Genomic DNA, 16,658 nt, shown 5'->3' with positions numbered 1-16,658 from the left:
CGCGTTCGCCCACGAGTCGCACGAGACCGGCATCGACAAGTCGGGCAAGGGCCTGATCAACCTCTCCGGCAACAACGCCAACGTGCCGGTCCAGGCCTGCAACAACGACGTCCCGGTCAACGCCGGCTTCCTCGCGGGCCAGGCCAACGTCAAGGACATCGTCGGCTCCGCCACCGGTGCGCTCGGTCTGTTCGGCAACGCCAAGGCCGACAGCTCGGTGCACACCGACACCGACCGCTCCTGCGGCATCGTTTCGGGCGCGGGCGACTCGGTCGACTGAGAACCGCACCTCACCGACGGCGTCGGTCCCATTCGGGGCCGGCGCCGTTCGGCGTTCTCGGACCGTTTTCTCCGCGGGCCTCGCAGGCCCTGCGTCAGCCGCCGAATCGGCGGTGCCGGGCGGCGTACTCGCGCAGCGCCCGGAGGAAATCGACGCGCCGGAACTCGGGCCAGTAGGCCTCGCAGAAATGAAACTCCGAATGCGCGCTCTGCCACAGCAGGAAGCCGGAGAGCCGCTGCTCCCCCGACGTGCGGATCACGAGGTCGGGGTCCGGCTGGCCGGAGGTGTAGAGATGCGCGGCGATGTGGTCGACGTCGAGCACCTCGGCCAGCTCCTCGATCGACGAGCCGGCCTCGGCGTGCTGCAGCAGCAGTTTGCGCACGGCGTCGGCGATCTCCTGCCGGCCGCCGTACCCGACGGCCACGTTGAGCTCCAGCCCCGGGCGGTCGGTGGTGCGGGCGGCGGCCGCGGCCAGGCGCTGCGCGATCCGCTGCGGGAGCAGCTCCAGGGCGCCGACGACCCGGAGCCGCCACGGGGCGGCCGGGCCGCTCAGCTCGTCGACGACGTCGGCGATGATCTCCAGTAGCGGCTCGAGCTCGTCGGCAGGCCGGGACAGGTTGTCCGTGGACAGCAGGAAGAGCGTCACGACCTCGACGCCGGCGTCGCCGCACCAGCCGAGCAGGTCGGAGATCTTCGCCGCGCCGACCCGGTGGCCGTCGTTGACGTCCTCGAGCCCGGCGTCGCGCGCCCAGCGCCGGTTGCCGTCGAGGATCAGCGCGACGTGGCGGGGGCGCTCCGCACCGACCAGCCGCCGGGCGAGCCTCGCCTCGTAGGTCGAGTAGAGGAGGTCACGGACACCCACGGGGCGGAGCCTACGCCGCGGCCCCGGACCACCTGCGCCCGAAGCGTCGAGCCGGCGCGCTTCACCGACCGGCCACCGGTCGGCAACCCGGGCCCGGACGGTGATCCCGTACCCTCGGGCGGGTGACCGCCGGGACCTTCCAGCCGCCGTCGGACCTCCCCTTCGTCAAGCCGCGGATGCGCGGCTGGCTGCACTTCTGGTCGTTCGTCACCTCGGTCGCGGCGTGCGCCACGCTGATCGCCGTCGCCGGGTCGCTCGTGGGCGGGGCCGCCGCGCTGGCGACCTCGGTCTACAGCGTGACGATCCTCGGCCTGTTCGGGGTGAGCGCGCTCTACCACCGCCGCACCTGGACCACGCCCCGCAGCCGGCTGATCATGCGCCGGCTCGACCACTCGATGATCTTCGTCTTCATCGCGGGCACCTACACGCCCGTCGCGATGCTGGCGATGGCCCCGGGCACCGGCCGCATCGTGCTGGCCGTGGTGTGGGGCGGCGCGCTGGCGGGCGTGATCCTCAAGATGTGCTGGCCGCACGCGCCCAAGTGGCTCGCGGTCCCGATCTACCTCGCGCTCGGCTGGGTCGCGGTGTTCGTGCTGCCCGACCTGCTGCACAACGCGGGCGTGACCGCCCTGGTCCTGCTGCTGGTCGGCGGCGCGCTCTACACCGCCGGCGCGGTCTTCTACGCCGTGCACTGGCCCAACCCGTGGCCGAAGACCTTCGGCTACCACGAGTTCTTCCACGCCGCCACGGTGCTGGCCGCGATCTGCCACCAGATCGCGATCTGGTTCGCGCTCTTCGGCTCGTGAGCATCCGCCCTCACCGCCGCACTATGGAGCCATAACGCTGACGGAGCTCGTCGAGATCAGCATTATGGTTCCATAACGCTGTCGGAGCTCGTTGAGATCAGCATTATGGTTCCATAACGCTGTCGGAGCTGGTCGGTCACTCGGGGCCGCGGGTCCGCAGCTCGTCGACCTTGGCCATGGCCTCGCGCAGGTCGGCGAGCCAGGTGTCGGCGTTGCGGCCCACCAGGCGCACGGCCCAGGCCAGCGCGTCGGACCGCGAACGCGCCACCCCGGAGTCGACCAGGGTGTCGAGCACCATCCGCTCGGGCTGGCGCAGCCGCGTCATCACCGGCACCGACGCGGTGGTGAACAGCTCCTCGACCTCGCCGATCCGGGCGCCCCAGGCGACCTTCCGCTGGTAGCGGTGCTCGGCCTGCCGGGCGATGTCGATCCGCTCGTCGCGGGTCTCCTCGCGGAAGCGCGAGATACGCCCGGCCGCCGCGGCCGCCTTCTCGGCCCGACCGGCGTCCGTGTCCGGGAAGTCGCCCTCCACGGCCGCCAGCTCCCCGACGATCACGATCTCCTCCCGGTCGATCGTCACCTCCGGCGCGCCGACGAACCAGCCGTCGGGCAGCCGCCCGCGCAGCCATGCCGCCGCGTCGCCGGTGTCCGGCAGGTCCGCCTGCTGCCACCCGCCGCGGGGCCCGCGCCCCTGCCCGCGCCCGCCGCCGTGCCAGCCCTTGTGCATCCGTCCCGTCATCCCGCACCTCCCGCTGCGATGCTTACGAGATTACACAGCAACACCAGCAACACAAGACATGCCAGACCGTTCTCCGAGGGCGAAGCGGGACGGCGGTGGGCAGGGGCTCAGAGCAGGGCGGCCAGCTCCTCGGGCGTGGTCACCGGCCGGTCGCACACGAACCCGCGGCAGACGTACGCAGCGGGCCGGTCCGCCACGAGCGGGCGGGCGGCCAGCAGCGGCACACCCGGTGCGTCCGGATCCCCCGGCACGACGACGCCGCCGCCGGGCACCAGCGCCCGGGCACGGGCCAGGAGCTCCTCCCGGTCCGGATCGCCGACGGGCCCGACCACCGCCACCTGCGGCGGCCCGGACGCCGACGCCTCGGCGGCGGTGAGCCAGTGCCCGGCGAAGCGGGCGTGCCGGGCGAAGAGTCCGCCGACCGCGCGCACGGACTCCTCGGCCAGCTCGCGGTACCGGCCGGAGCGCTCCTCGTCGACCAGGACCGACGCCGTGAGCAGCGCGTTCGCCATCGCGGCACCGCCGGACGGGGTGGCGTTGTCGGTGATCTCGCGCGGCCGGTGCAAGAGCTCCTCGGCGTCGTCGGCCGTGTCGAACCAGCTCCCCGGGCTCTCGCCCCGGAACCGGGCGACGGCGAGGTCCAGGACCCCCACGGCGGCGGCCAGCCGCCCCGGGTCGCCCGTCGCCTGGTGCAGCGCGAGCAGGCCCTCGACGAGACAGGCGTGGTCGTCGAGGACACCCGGCGCGACGCCCACCGCGCCGTCGCGCGAGGAGCGGCGCAGCCGCCCGTCGACCACGTGCAGGCGCAGCAGCAGGTCGGCCGTCTCCCCCGCGGCGGCCACCCAGTCCAGCCGGCCGAGCGCGGCACCGGCCTCGGCGAGCGCCTGCACCGCCATGCCGTTCCAGGCCGTGACGACCTTGTCGTCCCGGGCGGGTTGCGGACGGGTCGACCGGGCCGCGAACAGGACCGTGCGGACGCGCTCCCAACGCTCCGGGTCGTCCGGGTCGTGCAGCAGCTGCAGCGTCGACGCCCCGTGCTCGAAGGTGCCCGCCGCGGTCACCTCGAGCAGCTGGGCGGCCCAGGTCGCGTCCTCGGGAGTGAGGACCTCGGCGAGCTGGCCGGGCGTCCACGAGTAGGTCAGACCCTCGACGCCGTCGGTGTCGGCGTCGAGCGCGGAGGCGAACCCGCCCTCGGGGGTGCGCAGGTCGCGCAGCAGGAACCCGGCAGTCTCCTCGGCCACCCGGGTCGCCACGGCGGAGCGGGTGCGCCGCGCCCAGTGTGCGTAGACGCGCAGGAGCAGCGCGTTGTCGTAGAGCATCTTCTCGAAGTGCGGCACCACCCAGCCAGCGTCGACGCTGTACCGCGCGAAACCCCCGGCGAGCTGGTCGTACATCCCGCCACGGGCCATCGCGTCGCAGGTCCGCTCGACCATCCGCAGGGCGTCGGCCGAGCCGGTGCGCTCGTGGTGGCGCAGCAGGAACTCCAGCACCATCGACGGCGGGAACTTGGGGGCGCCGCCGAACCCGCCGCGCTCGGCGTCGAAGTCGGCCGCGAGGCCGGCCACCGCCGAGTCGAGGACGTCCGGGTCCACCGCCACGGGCGTGGGCTCGGCGCGGGCGGCGTCGGCCAGCCGGGCGGCGATCTCCCCGGCGGCCCCGCGGACCCGCGCGCCGTCCTCGGTCCAGGCCCGGGTGACGGCGTCGAGCAGCTGCCGGAAGCCGGGCATGCCGTGCCGCGGCGTGGGCGGGTAGTAGGTGCCGCAGTGGAAGGGCTCGCCGACCGGGGTGAGGAAGCAGGTCATCGGCCAGCCGCCCTGCCCGGTCATGGCCTGCGTGGCCGCCATGTAGACGGCGTCGATGTCCGGGCGTTCCTCGCGGTCGACCTTGATCGCCACGAAGTCCCGGTTCACCTGTGCCGCCGTCTCCGGGTCGGAGAACGACTCGTGCGCCATGACGTGGCACCAGTGGCAGGCGGCGTAGCCGACGGAGAGCAGCACCGGGACGTCCCGGCGCTGCGCCTCCGCGAACGCCTCGTCGGACCACTCCCACCAGTCGATGGGGTTGTCCGCGTGCTGGAGCAGGTACGGGCTGGTCGCCTCCGCGAGCCGGTTGGGCATGCGCCCACCCTGTCACCGGCGGGCGGCACCCGCCGTCCGGGCACCCCGCCGGCGCGTCAGCGCGGGATCACCGCTGCTCGGGACGCTCCCCGGCCGAGGTGCCCGCCTCGTCGCGGTCCGCGCCGTCCGGGTCCTGCCCGGTCTGCTCGGCCGGCTCGGTCTGCCCGGACTGCTCGTCGAAGGACTGCGGCAGCCGGCGGATCCGCCTGCTCATCGACACGATCAGCACGATCGTGGCCACCGCCAAGCAGAGGATGACGACGAGCGCGACGGGCGAGGCCTTGCCGAACTCCTCGCCCTTGTCCGGCGGGGGCTCCGGGTTCTGCGCCAGGACGGTCGCGACCGTTTCCCCGGTGGGCACGCCGCCCAGCTCGACCAGCACGTTCCGTCACTCCTCGCAGGTCACGTCCTCGGACGTCCAGGCTACGCGGGCCCGCGAGCCCCGCGTGCGCCGGTCGCCGGGCCGCTCGACCCCGCCGCTCGGCCAGCCCGCTCAGCCCGCCCGCAGCGCCGGCTCCCGCAGGCCCGCGAACAGGTCGTCCTCCGGAGTGGGGCTGGGCACGAGCGAACGGACCAGCTCGTACTCCTCCCACGGCCAGATCTCCCGCTGCAGCTCCAGCGGCGTGAAGAACCAGCGGCTGGTGGGGTCGATCTGGGTCGCGTGGGCGCGCAGCGCGTCGTCCCGCCGGCCGAACCAGTCCGCGCACTCCACCCGGGTGGTGACGCGCTCCCCGGGGTCCGGCCGGTCCTTCCAGTTCGCGATCCACTCGGCGTACGGCGACTCCAGGCCGCGGGCCTTCAGCCCCTCGTCGAAGGCGAGGATCCGCTTCTTGGAGAAGCCGTGCGAGTAGTAGAGCTTGAGCACCTGCCACGGCGCGCCCGCGGCCGGGAACCGCTCCGGGTCCGCGGCCGCCTCGAACGCCGCCATCGACACCTCGTGGGTGCGGATGTGGTCCGGGTGCGGGTAGCCGCCGTTCTCGTCGTAGGTCACGAGCACGTGCGGGCGGAACTCCCGGATCACCTGCACCAGGCGCTCCGTCGGCTCCTCCAGCGGGACCAGCGCGAAGCAGCCCTCGGGAAGCGGCGGCTTGGGGTCGCCCTCGGGCAGGCCCGAGTCGACGAAGCCGAGCCACCGGTGCTGCACCCCCAGGATGTCGGCCGCCCGGGCCATCTCCTGCTTCCGGATGGAGGTCATGTTCTCCAGGACGTCCGGCCGGTCCATGGCGGGGTTGAGGATGCTGCCCGCCTCGCCGCCGGTGCAGGTGACGACCATGACCTCGTGGCCCTCGTCGACGTACCGGGCCGTGGTCGCCGCGCCCTTGCTCGACTCGTCGTCCGGGTGGGCGTGGACGGTCATCAGCCGCAACGGTTCGCGTTCGGACGTCATGGGTGACCGGGGTCCTTCCGTGTCCTCGCGCCCGCGGTGGCGGGCGGCTGTCGCAGGGCCGGGCGCCCGCCCGGCCGGTCGACGCCGATCCTGGCATGCGGGACCGACGGTTCTTCCGCGGGAGGTCAACGCGCGCGCCCCCGCGACTCTTCCCGGAACCCGCCGACCAGCGCAAACGGGTCCGCCGGGAACTTCGTCGGACGCCCGACCGTTTGCCGAAGGACCGCGCCGAGCGGTCGGCCCCGTGCTAGGGTTGCTCGCACACGGCCCGCAGGCGGGTCGTGTTTTTCCTTACTCGGGGCCTGTAGATGGACGGCCTCGATCGTGCCCGCGCGACCTGCCGGGCGCCCGGCCCGCGCGGTGCGGTGCCCGGTTCGCTGGAGGAGTGATGACCGTGACGGAGACTCAGGTGACCTGGCTCACCCAGGATGCCTTCGACCGGCTCAAGACGGAGCTCGACGAGCTGATCGCGAACCGTCCCGTCATCGCCGCCGAGATCAACGCCCGCCGCGAGGAGGGCGACCTCAAGGAGAACGGCGGCTACCACGCTGCGCGCGAGGAGCAGGGCCAGCAGGAGGCGCGCATCCGCCAGCTGCAGGAGCTCCTGCGCACCGCGCAGGTCGGCACGGCCCCGACCAGCGCCGAGGAGGCGGCCCCCGGCACCGTTCTCACGATCAAGTACGAGGACGACGACGACACCGAGAAGGTGCTGCTCGGCTCCCGCGAGGAGGGCAGCCACGGCGACCTGCAGGTGATCTCCCCGAACTCGCCGCTGGGCGCCGCGTTGCTGGGCGCGAAGAAGGGCGAGGACCGCGAGTACGCCCTGCCCGACGGCGGCAGCATGCGCGTCACCCTCGTCGACATCCAGCCCTTCACCGGCTGACCCTCACGCCCCGAGCCGCGGGTCCCCTTCCGGCACGCCGGTCACCGTCACGCGGTGGCCGGCGTCCCGCAGTGCGGTGACCATCTCGCGGCAGTGCTCCGGGCCGCGCATCTCCAGGCTCACCGCCACGTCGACCTCCCCCATCGGGACGGTCGCGCTGATCCGGGTGTGCTCGACGTCGATCACGTTGGCGCCCAGCTCGCCCACCCGGGTCAGCAGCGTGGCCAGGGCGCCGGGGCGGTCCCCGATCCGCACCACCAGGGACAGGTAGCGGGCGGTCGCGGCCATGCCGTTCTGGATCACGTGCAGCAGGACCAGCGGGTCCACGTTGCCGCCGGACAGCACCGCGACCACGGGCGGCGCGAAGCGCTGCGGGTCGTCGAGCAGCGCGGCCACCGGCGCCGCGCCCGCGGGCTCGACCAGCATCTTCGCCCGCTCCAGGCTGAAGAGCAGGGCGCGGGAGAGCGCGTCCTCGCCGACCACGGCGAACTCGTCGACCAGGGCCTCGACCTGCCGGAAGGTGACGTCGCCGGGCCGGCCGACCGCGATGCCGTCGGCGATGGTCCGCATCCCGCCCAGGGCCACCGGCCCCCCGGCGGCGAGCGAGGCGGGCCAGGCGGCGGCACCCGCGGCCTGCACCCCGACCACCCGGACGGCGGGCCGCTGCGCCTTGACGGCCGCGGCGATCCCACCGAGCAGCCCGCCCCCGCCCGTCGCGACCAGGACGGTGGCGACATCGGGCACCTGTTCGAGGATCTCCAGGCCGACCGTGCCCTGCCCGGCGATCACGTCCGGGTGGTCGAACGGGTGGATGAGGACCGCCCCGGTCCGCTCGGCGTGCTCGAGCGCCCCGGCCAGGGCCTCGTCGACCGTGGCGCCGCCGAGCCGGACGCGCGCGCCGTAGCCCCGGGTCGCCTCGACCTTCGGCAGCGCGGCGCCCGCCGGCATGAACACGGTGGCGTCGATGCCGAGCAGCTGCGCGGCCAGCGCCACCCCCTGCGCGTGGTTGCCCGCGCTGGCGGCGACCACGCCACGGGCGCGCTCCTCGTCGGACAGCCGCGCGAGCCGGGTGAACGCGCCGCGGATCTTGAACGACCCTGTGCGCTGCAGGTTCTCGCACTTGAACCACACCGGTCCGCCCACGGTGTCGGTGAGCGCCCGGGAGCGTGCGACGGGCGTGGTCCGGGTGACGCCGGCGAGCAGCTCCCGGGCCGCCCGGATCTCGGCGAGCCCGACCGGGGCCTCCGTCGGAGGATCACGATCGACCGTTCGCAGGCCGGCCGTCCCGGAGTCGGCGTTCACCCCCGCATCGTGCCACCGGGCCCGGTAGCCTCGCGAACGGGCGGTTCCAGCGGGGGAGGCACGATGCGGGGCGGGGTGGGACGCCGGCCGAACAGCGGGCCGAAGGGCGCCCGCGCGGCCGTGCCGCTGCTCGCCGCCGTGGTGCTCGGCACCCTCGCGATCGTCACCGTGGAGCAGGCGGGCTGCACCGACCCGGGCCACTACGTCGCCGTCCAGGGCGGCTACGAGCTGGTCGGCGGCTGCCTCTCCCCCGACGACCTCGTCGTCCCCGCCGCCCCCTCGGCCCCGACGCCGGTCGCCCCGTCGGTCCCGGTGCCCCCGCGCTCGTAGGAGACGCCTCGTGGGCCAGGGAGCGGGCCGGCCGGCCCCGAGGGCCGCACGTACGGCGGCCCGACCCCATGAGACCGGGTCGGACCCTCGACGTTCACGGCGGGCACGAGTGCCGTGGGGAGACCGGCCTCAGGACGCGGCCGCGTCGAGTGCGGTGCGCAGGTCCTCGACCAGGTCCTCGGCGTCCTCGATGCCCACCGAGAGGCGGACCAGGGAGTCCGGCACCTCGAGCGCCGAGCCCGCGGCGGAGGCGTGCGTCATCTGGCCCGGGTGCTCGATCAGCGACTCCACACCACCGAGGGACTCGGCCAGCGTGAACAGCCGCGTGGAGGCACAGACCTTCAGCGCCGCCTCCTTCCCGCCCGCGACCAGGAAGGACACCATGCCGCCGAAGCGGCGCATCTGCTTCGCGGCGACCTCGTGGCCGGGATGGCCGGGCAGGCCCGGGTAGAGGACCTGCGCGACGGCGGGGTGTGCGGCCAGGGCGTCGGCGATCCGCTCGGCGTTGTCGCTGTGCCGCTCCATCCGCACCGCGAGCGTCTTGGCGCCCCGCAGGGTCAGCCAGGCGTCGAACGGACCGGGCACCGAGCCGACGGAGTTCTGGGTGAACCGGAGCCGCTCGGCGAGCTCGTCGTCGTCGAGCACAAGCGCGCCGCCGACGACGTCCGAGTGGCCGCCGACGTACTTGGTCGTGGAGTGCAGCACCACGTCCGCGCCGAGGGCCAGGGGCTGCTGCAGGTAGGGCGAGGCGAAGGTGTTGTCGACGACGAGCCGGGCGCCGGCCGGGCGGGTCACCTCGGCCAGGGCCGCGATGTCGGCGATCCCGAGCAGCGGGTTCGTCGGGGTCTCGCACCAGACGACCTTCGTGGTCGGGCGCAGGGCGGCCCGCAGCGCGTCGACGTCGGCGAGGTCGACGGTCGAGTACTCCACGCCCCACTGCGCGAGCACCTTGTCGACCAGGCGGAAGGTGCCGCCGTAGGCGTCGTGCGGGATGACGAGGTGGTCGCCCGGCCCGAGCAGCACGCGCAGGAGGACGTCCGAGGCGCCCATTCCGGAGCCGAACGCGAAGCCGTGCCGCCCGCCCTCCAGCGCCGCCAGACACTCCTGCAGCGCGGTGCGGGTGGGGTTCGCGGAGCGGGAGTACTCGTACCCGCCGCGCAGCCCGCCGACGCCGTCCTGGGCGAAGGTCGAGCTGGGGTGGATCGGCACGATCACCGCGCCCGTGGTCGGGTCGGGGTCCTGGCCGGCGTGGATGGCCCGGGTGGAGAAGCCGCGCATGGCGGCGAGGCTACGCGGCCCCCGGCAACTGCATCCCCACCAGGACCGCCCGATGGTCCGTGCCCGGGAGGTCGACGACGTCGTAACGGGTCGTGCGGGCCTCCCGGGGCACCAGCACGTGGTCGATCCGGATGCCGGCCCACCGGGGCAGCGCCGCGTGGTACGTGCCGGTCAGACCCCTGCCGGTGCCCTCGGCGGCGTCCCGCACCCCGATCAGTGCCCGGCGCAGCGGGCCGTGGTCGAGGGTGGCGTTGAAGTCGCCGGCGACGATCGGTGCGGGCAGCGCGGCACACCATCGGGCGATGCTGTCCATGTCCCGGGACCACACGCGGGCCTGCCAGCGGGCCATCGGCGCCTGCGGGTGCACGGCGTGGAAGCGGCGCGGGCCGAGCAGCCCGCCGCGCGCCCAGAGGTGCTGGCGGCGCAGCTCCGGACCGGACCCGACCTCCACGTCGCCCAGCCGCTCGGAGACCAGCATCGTGACCGACCAGCCGTCGGGCTTGCCGGGCTCGGTGGAGACCCAGGAGCGGTAGCCGAGGCCGTCGAGCAGCGGCATGAGCTTGTCGCGGTACTCGCGGCCCGACTCCGGCAGCGAGACCAGGTCCGGGCGCTCGCGGGCGATCAGGGCGGCGAGCGCACCCGCGTCGGCCCTGCCGTCCCAGACGTTCGCGGCCAGGACGGTGAGGTCCGCGGTCCCGGACGGCCGGCGGCGCGGTACGACCCGGCGGAGCAGGCCCGCCGCGGCGGCGAGCGCGACGGCGCCCACGGCGAGTCCGGCCGGGCGGGTGGGCCGGCCCACCGCGAGCACGCCCGCCGCGACGGCCGCCGCGGCCGTGGTGTGCGGGCGCAGCGCCCCGAGCGCGGTGAAGGGGTGCCGCCGGTCGAGGCCGAGCCGGTCCGGCAGGACGACGGCGGCGGCGCCCGCGCCGACCACGGTCGCGAGCAGTGATCTCCGCATGGCCCCGACGGTAGCCGCGCCGGCTGAGGGACCCCTGTGAGCGGCGGGCGACCCTCGCCACTCCCGGGTCAGCCGAGGAAGGCCAGGACGTCCGAGCGGGTGACGACCCCGGCGGGCTTGCCGTCGACGAGCACCAGCGCCCCGTCGGCGGTGGCGAAGGCGCCCATCGCGGTCTCCAGCGGCTCGCCCGCGCCGATCGTCGGCAGCGGCGGGGACATGTGCTGGTCGAGCCGGTCGGAGAGCTTGGCGCGGTTGGTGAACAGCAGGTCGAGGATGTCCCGCTCGACCACCGAGCCGACGACCTCGGCCGCCATCACCGGCGGCTCGGCGCGCACCACCGGCATCTGCGAGACGTGGAACTCCCGCAGGTAGTGCACGGCGTCGGCGACCGTCTCGTTGGGGTGCGCGTGGACCAGGGCGGGCAGCGTGCCGTCCTTGCGCCGCAGCACGTCGCCCACGGTGGCGCCCGCGCTGGGCGGGAGGAACCCGTAGCTCGCCATCCAGGCGTCGTTGAAGACCTTGCCGAGGTAGCCGCGGCCGCCGTCGGGCAGCAGGACGACGATCACCGCGTCCGGCGGGGCGGTCTCAGCCACCCGCAGCGCCGCGACCACGGCCATCCCGCAGGAGCCGCCCACCAGCAGCGCCTCCTCGCGGGCGAGCCGGCGGGTCATGTGGAAGGAGTCGGCGTCGGAGACCGCGACGATCTCGTCACAGACCTCCTTGTCGTAGGTGGTCGGCCAGAAGTCCTCGCCGACGCCCTCGACCAGGTAGGGCCGTCCGCTCCCGCCCGAGTACACCGAGCCCTCCGGGTCGGCGCCGACGACCCGCACCCGTCCGCCGGAGATCTCCTTGAGGTACCGGCCGGTGCCGGAGATCGTGCCGCCGGTGCCGATGCCGGCCACGAAGTGCGTGATCCGGCCCTCGGTCTGCTCCCAGATCTCGGGCCCCGTGGCCTCGTAGTGCGACGCGGGGTTGTTCTTGTTGGCGTACTGGTTCGGCTTCCAGGCGCCCTCGATCTCCTGGACGAGCCGGTCCGACGTCGAGTAGTACGAGTCGGGATGGTCGGGGTCGACCGCGGTGGGGCAGACGACGACCTCCGCGCCGTACGCCTTGAGCACGTTGCGCTTGTCCTCGCCGACCTTGTCCGGGCACACGAACACGCACCGGTAGCCGCGGCGCTGGGCGATCATGGCCAGCCCGATGCCGGTGTTGCCCGAGGTCGGCTCCACGATCGTGCCGCCGGGGCGCAGCTCGCCGGAGGCCTCGGCCGCGTCGACCATCTTCAGCGCGATGCGGTCCTTCACGCTGCCGCCGGGGTTCATGTACTCGACCTTCGCCAGGACCAGCGGGGACAGGCCCTCGGCGATGCCGCCCAGCTTCACCAGCGGGGTGTTCCCGACGAGGTCGGAGATGTGCTCGGCGTAGCGCATGCCGTCATCGTGCCCGATGGTCGGGGCGGCGGGGCGCCCGCCTCCGGCCCGGCCGCCAGTACCCCGCCCGTGCCCGTCGGTGCGCCGCCGTGCCCGCTCGGGTCGGCCGGGACGCGGGTGAGGGCGTAGGCGGTGGCCGCCACGGCCACCACCAGCAGCACGGCGAGCACCGCGATCGCGACCTGCAGCCGGCGGGTGCGGCCGGACCCGGCCGCATCCTCCCGTCGCCGGCTCGCGGCCAGGAACTCGTGCTCGAGCGGGTAGAGCTCGTCCGGCTCCGCGGCCGCGAAGGCCTCCGCCTCCGCCAGCACACGTCCGCGCAGGAGGGTGCCCTCCTCCTGCCCGCTGTCGTGCCAGATCCGCACGCCGTCGGTCACGGTGCCCCGGACGGGCCGGAGCTCGCGGTCGTCGCGCACCCAGCCGGCCAGCCGCGGCCACGCCCGCAGCACGATGTCGTGGGCGAGCTCGAGCGTGCCCTCCCCGGCGACCAGGATCCGGGCCGCGACCAGGGCGTCCACGGCGGCGTCGGTCTCCGCGGCGGCTCCGGCGTCGAGCCCGTGGGTGAGCCCGAAGCGGCGGATGCGCCGGCGCACGGGGTCGGCGACGCCCGCCGGGCCCGGCACCCGCACGAGCCGCAGCAGCAGGGGGCGGACCAGCGCCTGCCGCGACGGCGGGAGGGCCGCGTAGGCCGCCTCCGCCGCGCGCTCGACCGCCCCGTACACCCCGCCGGCCTCGCAGTAGTGCGCGATCGTGATGCCCGGCCCGCCCACCGCGGCGGCCCGCTCCCACGTCGCCGCCAGCGCCAGCGCGAGCAGGGGCAACGCCCCCGGCGGCGACGACGCCGCCCCCGGCGGGACCTCGAGCTCCCCCAGGGCGAGCTCCGCCAGCCCGTCGGCGGTGGGGAACCCGGCCGCGAGGGCGGGCACCGTGACGACGTCGCGCAACTGCCCCGCGGACATCGCGGGCACGCGCACCAGGTCCGCCCGGAGCCCGCCGAGCCCCGGGAGGACGTCCTCGCGGATCCCGAGCAGCACGACCCGCCCGGGCGGCACGGCACCGAGCGCGTCCCGCAACGCGGCGACCTCGGCGGCGCGGTGGACGTCGTCGACCAGCACGGTGCCCGCCGTGCCGGGCAGGGCCGTGCGTGCGGTGCCCGGCGGGAGGGTCACGACGTCGTCGAGCGCCGGGAGCGCCCCGGCGTGCAGCAGGGAGCTCGTCCCTGCCCCGGACGGCCCGGTCACCACGACGACCCCGCCCGCGGTCCGCGCGGCCCGGACCCGTCCGACGACCTCCGCCACCAGGGGCGCCCGGCCGGGCAGCACCCCCTGGACCGGCGCGGCACCGGGATAGGGGTGCGGCCCGGGCGGTGGCTTCGCGGGCGCAACCGCCGCCCGCCGCAGGGCCGCCCGCCAGCGCTCGCGCACCGGGTCGTCGGTGGCGACGCCGAACGCGGTGAGGAGCGCGTCGAGCCGGACCGGCGATGGCAGGGACCGGCCCTGCACGTAGTCCCGGAAGGTGGTGAACGGCAGCAGCGGCACGCCGGACTCCTGCGTGCGCTTCGCGAGCGCGCGGAAGCTCAGCCCGGTCGCGTCCTTCATCCGGCCCAGCTGCTCGGCCAGCCCGGACCGGTCGGCGACCGCGTCCGGATCGCCGGCCTGCTGCGGCGGCATCCCCCGGCACCCCCCGACGCCCGCACCCGGGGACCGTCCCCCGGTACCGGGAGGATAGGGCGGCGCGACGCTCGCGTGCGTCGTCCGGCACCGGTGCCGGATGCCGACTTCAGCGCCCGGCCCGGCTGTACGGGACTGTACGAAGTTGTACGAACACCACCATGCCGCGTCCCTCCGGAGCACGGAGGCCGTCCGTTCGGACTAGATTCCGGGGTCCCGACGCGGGTGGCGGCCGGAGGGGCACGCCGCCGCCGCTCGCCGTCGCCGCGCTCCCCGCCCGGGCCCGGAGGCCCGGCCACGAGCACCCGCGGCGCCCACCACCGCCGGGCGCCGCGGGGCCTCCCGTCCCGTGCCCCCGTCCCAGGTCCGAGGAGGCAGGCGTCGGGTGTACGCGGGCGAGGGCGAGTCCCGCGGGGAGGGCGGGCGCGGGTCCTGGACCCCGTCCCGGCACCCCGGCCGTCGGCGCACCGACCAGGCCGCCGATCTCGACGCGCGCCTCACGGAGCTCGCCCGGTTCGCGGCGAACGGCGACCGCCGCGCCCTGGACGCCCTGCTGCGCGCCGCGAGCCCGCTGCTGGTCCGCTACTGCCAGGGCCGGCTCGGGAACCGGGCGCCGGGGCTCGCGACCCCCGACGACGTCGCCCAGGAGGTGGTGATCGCGCTCTGCGCCGCCCTGCCGCGCTACCGGGACATGGAGACGCCGTTCATGGCCTTCGCGTACGGCATTGCGCGCAACAAGGTCGCCGACGCCTACCGCTCGGCCGCCCGGGACCGCTCGGACCCGTTCGACGACGTGCCGGAGTCCACGGACGTGCGGGCCGGCCCGGAGGCCGCCGCCGTCGGCTCCGCGCAGATGACCGAGCTGATGGCGCTGATCGACAGGTTGCCGGCGCAACAGCGGGAGATCGTGGTGCTCCGCGTGCTCGGCGAGCTGACCGCGGAGGAGACCGCCGTGGCCGTCGGCTCGACGCCCGGCGCGGTGCGGGTGGCGCAGCACCGCGCCCTCGCGAAACTCAGGACCTGGCTGAACGAGGGGTGAGCGCGGTGTCGTGCGGCAGCCGGCCGCACGACACCGCGCCCGGAACCCGTCGGCGTCCTCACTCGCGCTCGACGCGCCGGACCCCGGAGCCCTCCCGCCAGTACTCGACGACGAGCCGGTCCGCCGCCTCGTTGAGGCAGGTCACCACGACCTCGGTGACGTCGGCGCGGAAGGCGTCGCCCTCGGCCTCACCGCTCAGCGGGCCGGCCGGCACGGCGCGCCCCGCGATCTTGGCGTCGCCCTCCCAGTCCGCCGGGGCGCCCTCGGGCGGGTCCACGGACGTGCTGTGCAGGGCGAACCGCGGGTCGCGGCGCAGGTCCGCGCCCTTGCGCGAGGCCGGCATCGACCCGAACGTCAGCTCGCCCGCCTCGAACTGCGCCTCGATGCCGGAGATCCGCGGCGCGCCGTCCGCCCGCAGCGTGGCGATGGTCTTGTGCGTGTGCGCGTCGAAGAGCCGGCGGGCACGCGCCGCCAGCTCGGGAGCCTGCTCCTCGACGTCCTTCCAGGAGGCCATGACACGAGCGTCCCGCGGATCCCTGACAGCTCCCGTCAGGAAGGCCCGGGAACGCGGGAGCGCCGCGGGCCGGCCCGAAGGCCCGTCCGCGGCGCCCACCCGGCCGGGTGGAGGGGGACCCCGGCCGTCACCCGGGGACGACCCGGGCGGTCCGGCGGTGCGGCCCGACTAGTCCTGCCGCAGGTAGCTCAGCAGCCGCAGGATCTCGATGTACAGCCAGACCAGCGTGGTCATCAGGCCGAAGGCGATGTACCAGGAGAACTTCGCCGGTGCGCCCTCCTTCACCGCCCGGTCGGCCATGTCGAAGTCCAGCATCAGGCTGAAGGCGGCCACGCCGATGCAGACGATGCTGAACAGGTACGCCAGCGGTGACCCGTCGCGCAGGCCCAGACCGCCCTCGGTGAAGAAACCGACGACCAGGTTGGCCAGCATCAGGATCACGACGCCGATCGAGGCGCCCATCAGCCACTTCGTGAACTTGGGCGTGACCCGAACGGCGCCGGTCTTGTAGACGATCAGCATGCCGACGAACACGCCGGCGGTGCCCACGATCGCCTGGAAGCCGATGCCCTGGAAGTTCGTGCCGGAGAACTCGAGCGCGCCGGTGAGCGCGCCGAGCGCGACACCCATCGACGCCGAGTACAGCAACACCAGGAACGGGTTCGTGCTCTGCTTGAAGATCACGATCAGCGACACGACGAAGCCGACGATGATCGCCGGGAGCGCCAGGCCGAACAGGCCGGACCAGGCCGTCAGGATGCCCGCGACCAGCGCCACGCCACCCGTGATCGCGGTCTTGATCACCACGTCGTCGACGGTCAGCGGCCGCTCGCCGGCGCCCGCTCGGCCGAACCCGGCGCGCGCGGCCTGGGAGTCGGCGTAGGCGGCCCCGCCGCCCATCATGCCGCCGCCCTGGCGGTCGAACGTGGCGTAGCCGCCCTGCCCCGTGGGCAGGTTGCGGAACGCCGGATTGCTGGTGGTGCGCACCGGTTCCTCCTCGTCGCGTGTCTCGCCGCGCTACGTGGTCAACGCCGGCGGGAGCCGATCGGTTCCCGCTCGGTAA

General features: G+C 74.9%; 17 protein-coding genes. 5 read left to right on the top strand and 12 right to left on the bottom strand.

What is annotated here, in order from left to right:
* A partial coding sequence (locus LWC35_RS29375) for a hypothetical protein (RefSeq protein WP_232873522.1) occupies positions 1-280 on the top strand: 280 nt, incomplete at its 5' end.
* Positions 281-374: 94 nt separating this feature from the next.
* Here the strand turns inward: LWC35_RS29375 and LWC35_RS29370 are convergent.
* A complete protein-coding gene (locus tag LWC35_RS29370; protein ID WP_232873521.1) occupies positions 375-1,142 on the bottom strand; it encodes an isoprenyl transferase in 768 nt (255 codons plus the stop codon).
* A 176-nt stretch (positions 1,143-1,318) separates the two neighbouring features.
* On the opposite strand from LWC35_RS29370, the gene trhA reads away from it, so the two are divergent.
* Positions 1,319-1,948, top strand: coding sequence for a PAQR family membrane homeostasis protein TrhA (trhA, locus tag LWC35_RS29365; protein ID WP_232873529.1), 630 nt, complete (start codon positions 1,319-1,321; stop codon positions 1,946-1,948).
* Positions 1,949-2,084: 136 nt separating this feature from the next.
* Here the strand turns inward: trhA and abmR are convergent, their stop codons facing one another.
* The 4 genes from abmR to mca all read right to left on the bottom strand — a co-directional run bounded on the left by abmR (position 2,085) and on the right by mca (position 6,191).
* The gene (gene abmR / locus LWC35_RS29360) at positions 2,085-2,687 is read right to left on the bottom strand and encodes an ATP-binding transcription factor AbmR (protein WP_372463122.1); all 603 of its coding nucleotides are present in this window, start codon (positions 2,685-2,687) and stop codon (positions 2,085-2,087) included.
* Positions 2,688-2,794: 107 nt separating this feature from the next.
* Complete coding sequence (locus LWC35_RS29355) at positions 2,795-4,804, bottom strand: thioredoxin domain-containing protein (RefSeq protein WP_232873520.1); 2,010 nt, start codon at positions 4,802-4,804, stop codon at positions 2,795-2,797.
* 67 nt (positions 4,805-4,871) lie between these two features.
* Complete coding sequence (locus LWC35_RS29350; RefSeq protein ID WP_232873519.1) at positions 4,872-5,186, bottom strand: hypothetical protein; 315 nt, start codon at positions 5,184-5,186, stop codon at positions 4,872-4,874.
* A gap of 111 nt (positions 5,187-5,297) precedes the next feature.
* Positions 5,298-6,191 (bottom strand): mycothiol conjugate amidase Mca, encoded by an 894-nt coding sequence (gene mca / locus LWC35_RS29345; protein ID WP_232873518.1) that lies wholly within the window; start codon positions 6,189-6,191, stop codon positions 5,298-5,300.
* 394 nt (positions 6,192-6,585) lie between these two features.
* Between mca and greA the strand changes: the two genes are divergently transcribed.
* Positions 6,586-7,074, top strand: a complete 489-nt coding sequence (greA, locus tag LWC35_RS29340) for a transcription elongation factor GreA (RefSeq protein WP_232873517.1) — start codon at positions 6,586-6,588, stop codon at positions 7,072-7,074.
* A gap of 3 nt (positions 7,075-7,077) precedes the next feature.
* On the opposite strand, the gene ilvA is transcribed toward greA, so the two are convergent.
* On the bottom strand, positions 7,078-8,349 hold the full coding sequence (ilvA, locus tag LWC35_RS29335; RefSeq protein ID WP_232873527.1) for a threonine ammonia-lyase: 1,272 nt from the start codon (positions 8,347-8,349) through the stop codon (positions 7,078-7,080).
* Between the two features lie 90 nt (positions 8,350-8,439).
* Here ilvA and LWC35_RS29330 point away from each other — a divergent pair, with 90 nt between their 5' ends.
* The gene (locus LWC35_RS29330) at positions 8,440-8,706 is read left to right on the top strand and encodes a hypothetical protein (RefSeq protein ID WP_232873516.1); all 267 of its coding nucleotides are present in this window, start codon (positions 8,440-8,442) and stop codon (positions 8,704-8,706) included.
* Between the two features lie 129 nt (positions 8,707-8,835).
* On the opposite strand, the gene LWC35_RS29325 is transcribed toward LWC35_RS29330, so the two are convergent.
* From LWC35_RS29325 to LWC35_RS29310, 4 genes are all read right to left on the bottom strand, one after another.
* Positions 8,836-9,984, bottom strand: coding sequence for a cystathionine gamma-synthase (locus LWC35_RS29325; protein ID WP_232873515.1), 1,149 nt, complete (start codon positions 9,982-9,984; stop codon positions 8,836-8,838).
* A 10-nt stretch (positions 9,985-9,994) separates the two neighbouring features.
* Positions 9,995-10,942 (bottom strand): endonuclease/exonuclease/phosphatase family protein, encoded by a 948-nt coding sequence (locus tag LWC35_RS29320; protein ID WP_232873514.1) that lies wholly within the window; start codon positions 10,940-10,942, stop codon positions 9,995-9,997.
* A 68-nt stretch (positions 10,943-11,010) separates the two neighbouring features.
* The gene (locus tag LWC35_RS29315) at positions 11,011-12,372 is read right to left on the bottom strand and encodes a cystathionine beta-synthase (RefSeq protein ID WP_232873513.1); all 1,362 of its coding nucleotides are present in this window, start codon (positions 12,370-12,372) and stop codon (positions 11,011-11,013) included.
* Positions 12,321-14,042 carry an nSTAND1 domain-containing NTPase gene (locus LWC35_RS29310; protein ID WP_232873512.1) on the bottom strand — a complete coding sequence of 574 codons (1,722 nt, stop codon included), beginning with the start codon at positions 14,040-14,042 and terminating at the stop codon, positions 12,321-12,323. Before LWC35_RS29310 ends, LWC35_RS29315 begins: the two co-directional genes overlap by 52 nt.
* Before the next feature lie 385 nt (positions 14,043-14,427).
* Here LWC35_RS29310 and shbA point away from each other — a divergent pair, with 385 nt between their 5' ends.
* On the top strand, positions 14,428-15,081 hold the full coding sequence (gene shbA, locus LWC35_RS29305) for an RNA polymerase sigma factor ShbA (protein ID WP_232873511.1): 654 nt from the start codon (positions 14,428-14,430) through the stop codon (positions 15,079-15,081).
* 58 nt (positions 15,082-15,139) lie between these two features.
* On the opposite strand, the gene LWC35_RS29300 is transcribed toward shbA, so the two are convergent.
* Together LWC35_RS29300 and LWC35_RS29295 are read right to left on the bottom strand one after the other, a co-directional pair.
* Complete coding sequence (locus LWC35_RS29300; RefSeq protein WP_232873510.1) at positions 15,140-15,595, bottom strand: pyridoxamine 5'-phosphate oxidase family protein; 456 nt, start codon at positions 15,593-15,595, stop codon at positions 15,140-15,142.
* Positions 15,596-15,763: 168 nt separating this feature from the next.
* Complete coding sequence (locus LWC35_RS29295) at positions 15,764-16,582, bottom strand: Bax inhibitor-1/YccA family protein (protein WP_232873509.1); 819 nt, start codon at positions 16,580-16,582, stop codon at positions 15,764-15,766.
* Between the last annotated feature and the right edge of the window lie 76 nt (positions 16,583-16,658).

This window comes from Pseudonocardia kujensis (genome assembly GCF_021283305.1).
GTDB lineage: Bacteria > Actinomycetota > Actinomycetes > Mycobacteriales > Pseudonocardiaceae > Pseudonocardia > Pseudonocardia kujensis.
Note: the sequence above shows the minus strand (reverse complement) of the source record. Positions and strands in the feature narration are given on the sequence as shown.

Bases quoted from the DNA above. Each gene is read 5' to 3' on its own strand.
- trhA (WP_232873529.1), top strand. From the start codon at position 1,319: ATGCGCGGCTGGCTGCACTTCTGGTCGTTCGTCACCTCGGTCGCGGCG.
- abmR (WP_372463122.1), bottom strand. From the start codon at position 2,687: ATGACGGGACGGATGCACAAGGGCTGGCACGGCGGCGGGCGCGGGCAG.
- LWC35_RS29355 (WP_232873520.1), bottom strand. From the start codon at position 4,804: ATGCCCAACCGGCTCGCGGAGGCGACCAGCCCGTACCTGCTCCAGCAC.
- mca (WP_232873518.1), bottom strand. From the start codon at position 6,191: ATGACGTCCGAACGCGAACCGTTGCGGCTGATGACCGTCCACGCCCAC.
- LWC35_RS29330 (WP_232873516.1), top strand. From the start codon at position 8,440: ATGCGGGGCGGGGTGGGACGCCGGCCGAACAGCGGGCCGAAGGGCGCC.
- LWC35_RS29325 (WP_232873515.1), bottom strand. From the start codon at position 9,984: ATGCGCGGCTTCTCCACCCGGGCCATCCACGCCGGCCAGGACCCCGAC.
- LWC35_RS29320 (WP_232873514.1), bottom strand. From the start codon at position 10,942: ATGCGGAGATCACTGCTCGCGACCGTGGTCGGCGCGGGCGCCGCCGCC.
- LWC35_RS29315 (WP_232873513.1), bottom strand. From the start codon at position 12,372: ATGCGCTACGCCGAGCACATCTCCGACCTCGTCGGGAACACCCCGCTG.
- LWC35_RS29310 (WP_232873512.1), bottom strand. From the start codon at position 14,042: ATGCCGCCGCAGCAGGCCGGCGATCCGGACGCGGTCGCCGACCGGTCC.
- LWC35_RS29300 (WP_232873510.1), bottom strand. From the start codon at position 15,595: ATGGCCTCCTGGAAGGACGTCGAGGAGCAGGCTCCCGAGCTGGCGGCG.